Source organism: Rhodococcus sp. R1101 (assembly GCF_000278445.1).
Taxonomy (GTDB): domain Bacteria; phylum Actinomycetota; class Actinomycetes; order Mycobacteriales; family Mycobacteriaceae; genus Rhodococcus; species Rhodococcus gordoniae.
Map to the genome: position 1 here is coordinate 1 of NZ_AJVB01000415.1, position 3456 is coordinate 3456.

General features: G+C 66.8%; 4 protein-coding genes and 1 pseudogene. 1 reads left to right on the forward strand and 4 read right to left on the reverse strand.

What is annotated here, in order from left to right; translation table 11 throughout:
- The coding region (locus tag R1101_RS27535; RefSeq protein ID WP_442969893.1) for an IclR family transcriptional regulator at positions 1-489 on the reverse strand (489 nt) is incomplete at its 3' end.
- Positions 490-877: 388 nt separating this feature from the next.
- Between R1101_RS27535 and R1101_RS0118945 the strand changes: the two genes are divergently transcribed.
- On the forward strand, positions 878-2191 hold the full coding sequence (locus tag R1101_RS0118945) for a bifunctional o-acetylhomoserine/o-acetylserine sulfhydrylase (protein WP_016934908.1): 1314 nt from the start codon (positions 878-880) through the stop codon (positions 2189-2191).
- A gap of 82 nt (positions 2192-2273) precedes the next feature.
- Here the strand turns inward: R1101_RS0118945 and R1101_RS0118950 are convergent, their stop codons facing one another.
- The 3 genes and pseudogenes from R1101_RS0118950 to R1101_RS29755 all read right to left on the reverse strand — a co-directional run.
- A complete protein-coding gene (locus R1101_RS0118950) occupies positions 2274-2639 on the reverse strand; it encodes a hypothetical protein (RefSeq protein WP_016934909.1) in 366 nt (121 codons plus the stop codon).
- The gene (locus tag R1101_RS0118955; RefSeq protein ID WP_016934910.1) at positions 2636-3340 is read right to left on the reverse strand and encodes an ABC transporter ATP-binding protein; all 705 of its coding nucleotides are present in this window, start codon (positions 3338-3340) and stop codon (positions 2636-2638) included. Before R1101_RS0118955 ends, R1101_RS0118950 begins: the two co-directional genes overlap by 4 nt.
- Positions 3337-3456, reverse strand: a pseudogene (locus tag R1101_RS29755) (ABC transporter ATP-binding protein); the annotation flags it as partial. The gene R1101_RS0118955 and the pseudogene R1101_RS29755, both read right to left, overlap by 4 nt.

Below are 3456 nucleotides of genomic sequence, written 5' to 3' on the forward strand. Positions count from 1 at the left end.
GGGTTCGAGCCACGCGAGAATGGATTTGCCGGCCGCAGTGGCGTAGGCGGGGAATCGTCCACCGACCCGCGAGGGCACGGTGAAGGCGAACTGCCCACCCACCTTGTCGAGGTAGAGCACCTCGTCGCCTTCGAGCACCGTCAGATGGACGACGGCGCCGGTCTGCATCGCGAGGTCGTGGAGGTGCGGTGCGGCAGCCTCCCTGATGCGGCGATGACCGGTGTCGCTGCCGCCGAGACCGAGGGCACGCGGGCCGAGGCAGTAGCCGAAGGAGGCGTGCTCGATCCACTCGCGACGCACGAGGTGGTCGAGGATGCGGTGCACGGTCGAGCGGGGAAGCCCCGAGCGACAGGTGACCTCTTCGAGAGTGAGGGCGCCCCGGCTGTCGAAGGCCTCGAGAATGAGCGTCATCCGATCGACCATCGATGGAGGGAGTTCTCGCTTGGACGAGGTACCGACGGGCTCGAGCGCGGAGTCGACGGCGGTCAACTGCACCTCCAAAAGTCCTGGCCACGACCCTGCGCGCCTCATGAAACTGGAATCTGTTCCAAAACGTTAGCAGTAACAGCCGTCACACCGGAAGGGGTACACACAGACTGTAGGTACTCCGGAGTCGGTTTCCCGGCGAGAGGGAATCCCTACGACTCTGGTCGGAATCGTGTGGACAGGATATTGTCGGGACCGTGAGCAAGACGTACGAGCGCGCGAGCCGGTCGCCGCACCGTCGTGCCCCCCTGTCGTGTATTCGCGGGTGCCGAGCCCGCTGACCGCCGCACCCGTTCCTGCCCCTCGATGCCGCCACCCGACGGCGTCGTGCCCGGGGCCCGAAGGTCAGCATGTCGACGATCAGAACACATCTCGAATCCGGAGCAGAGCCATGAGCGACACCACCCCTGAAGCAATCGACCCCAGCGCGAACTGGAGCTTCGAGACCAAGCAGATCCACGTGGGCCAGCCCGCCGGCGGCGACACGAAGGCCCGGGCCCTGCCCATCTACCAGACCACCAGCTACACCTTCGACAGCACCGATCACGCCGCGGCGCTCTTCGGTCTCGCCGAGCCCGGCAACATCTACACCCGCATCATGAACCCGACGCAGGACGCGGTCGAGCAGCGCATCGCCGCCCTCGAAGGTGGCGTCGCCGCCCTCCTGCTCGCCTCCGGTCAGGCCGCCGAGACCTTCGCGATCCTCAACCTGGCGCAGGCCGGCGACCACATCGTGTCGAGCCCGTATCTCTACGGCGGCACCTACAATCTGTTCCACTACACACTGCCCAAGCTCGGCATCGAGGTCACCTTCGTCGAAGATCCCGACAACCTCGACCAGTGGCGTGAAGCCGTCCGCGACAACACCCGTGCGTTCTTCGGCGAGACGATCGCCAACCCGAAGAACCACGTCCTCGACCTGCCCGGCATCTCGGGTGTCGCCCACGAGAACGGGTTGCCGCTGATCGTCGACAACACGGTCGCCACCCCCTACCTGCTGCGCCCGCTCGAGCACGGTGCCGACATCGTCGTCCACTCGGCCACCAAGTACCTCGGCGGCCACGGTACGGCCATCGCCGGTGTCATCGTCGACGGCGGCACGTTCGACTGGACGCAGGGCCGCCACGCCGGTTTCACCACCCCGGACCCGAGCTACCACGGCGTCGTCTTCGCCGACCTCGGCGCACCGGCCTACGCGCTCAAGGCGCGTGTGCAACTGCTGCGCGACATGGGCGCGGCGGTCTCCCCGTTCAACGCCTTCCTCATCTCGCAGGGCCTCGAGACGCTGAGCCTGCGGATCGAGCGGCATGTGGAGAACGCGCAGAAGGTCGCCGAGTTCCTCGAGGGACGCCCGGAGGTCACCTCCGTCGCCTACGCCGACCTGAAGTCGTCGCCGTGGTACGACCGCGCCCGGCAGCTCACCCCGCGCGGCGCCGGCGCGATCGTGGTGTTCGAGCTCTCCGGCGGCATCGACGCCGGCAAGCGGTTCGTCAACGCGCTGACCCTGCACAGCCACGTCGCGAACATCGGCGACGTCCGCTCGCTGGTCATCCACCCCGCGTCGACGACCCACTCGCAGCTCACCGGTGAGGAGCAGATCGCGGCCGGCGTCACCCCGGGCCTGGTGCGACTGGCCGTGGGCATCGAGCACATCGACGACATCCTCGCGGACATCACCGCCGGGCTCGAAGCAGCCGGAAGCTGATCCGTCCGAATCGTGAACGGCGACGGCCCATCCCTGGCGGGGTGGGCCGTCGCCGTGTCACAAGCAGGCTCGAGGGGCGGGGTCAGCCCTTCCGGACGAGCGCCTGCTCGATCCTGTCCGCCTGCGCGCTGCTCTCGAGCAGCTGCCGGACCAGCCACAGACTCAGGACCCGCGTCACCGCGGCCGCGAGGTACACGGCGGCCCCGGCCACGGTGAGCGCCACGAATCCCAGCGCCAGCAGCTGGTAGGACAACAGGTCGCGCGCGTCGGACAGTGTCAGCGATGCGATGTAGACGACGAAGACCGCGACGGCACCGACCACCATCAGGATCAGGCCGACGATCCGGGCCTTTCCGCCCGAACCGGAGCGGGAAGCGTCGAGCCCCAGTGCCGCAACATCTTTCTTGAACTGCTCACGTCGTTCGTCGACGAGTGCGGTCATGGTCATCCTCCTAGATAGGTGGTGGACAGTTCTTCTTCGATTTCCGCCGGATCACCCGTGCGCACCACTCGGCCCTGCAACATGAGGGCGGCACTGGTGGCGATGGGAAGGACCGCCCTGGCAAACTGCTCGGCGACGAGAATCGACACGCCGTCGGCGGCGAGCTCACCGACGATGTCGTAGATCTGGGAAACGATGCGCGGTGCCAGACCCATCGACAATTCGTCCAGCAACAGCACCGTCGGATGGGTCCCGAGGGCCCGCGACAAGGCGAGCATCTGCTGTTCGCCACCCGACATCGAACCGGCCAACTGCGAGCGGCGTTCACCCAGTACCGGGAACCGGGTGTAGGCGACCTCTTCGAGATCCGCGAGCGGAACACCGGTACCCGTTCCGATCCACAAATTCTCGCGCACGGTGAGGTTCGGGAAGATTCCCCGGCCCTCGGGGATCGAGCACACTCCCAGACGTGCGAGTTCCGCCGCGGACACACCGTTGACGACACGACCGGCCAACCGGAACTCTCCCGACGACACGGGATGGATGCCCGAGCACACCCGCAAAGTCGTCGTCTTGCCTCCGCCGTTGGGTCCGAGCAGAGCGACCACCGCTCCCGGTTCGAGAACCAGGTCGACGCCGTGCAGCACCTCGATCGCACCGTATCCGGCTCGGACGCCGGACAGTTCGAGCAACGGTTCGTTACTCATACCGCCTCCTCCTCGGTGCCGATGTACGCGTTGATCACTGCCGGATCGTTCCTGATCTCCTCCGGCAGACCACTCGCGAGCACCGCGCCGTAGTCGAGCACGTGGATATGAGAACA

Coding starts and splice junctions, on each gene's coding strand:
- R1101_RS0118945 (WP_016934908.1), top strand. CDS start 878: ATGAGCGACACCACCCCTGAAGCAATCGACCCCAGCGCGAACTGGAGC.
- R1101_RS0118950 (WP_016934909.1), bottom strand. CDS start 2,639: ATGACCATGACCGCACTCGTCGACGAACGACGTGAGCAGTTCAAGAAA.
- R1101_RS0118955 (WP_016934910.1), bottom strand. CDS start 3,340: ATGAGTAACGAACCGTTGCTCGAACTGTCCGGCGTCCGAGCCGGATAC.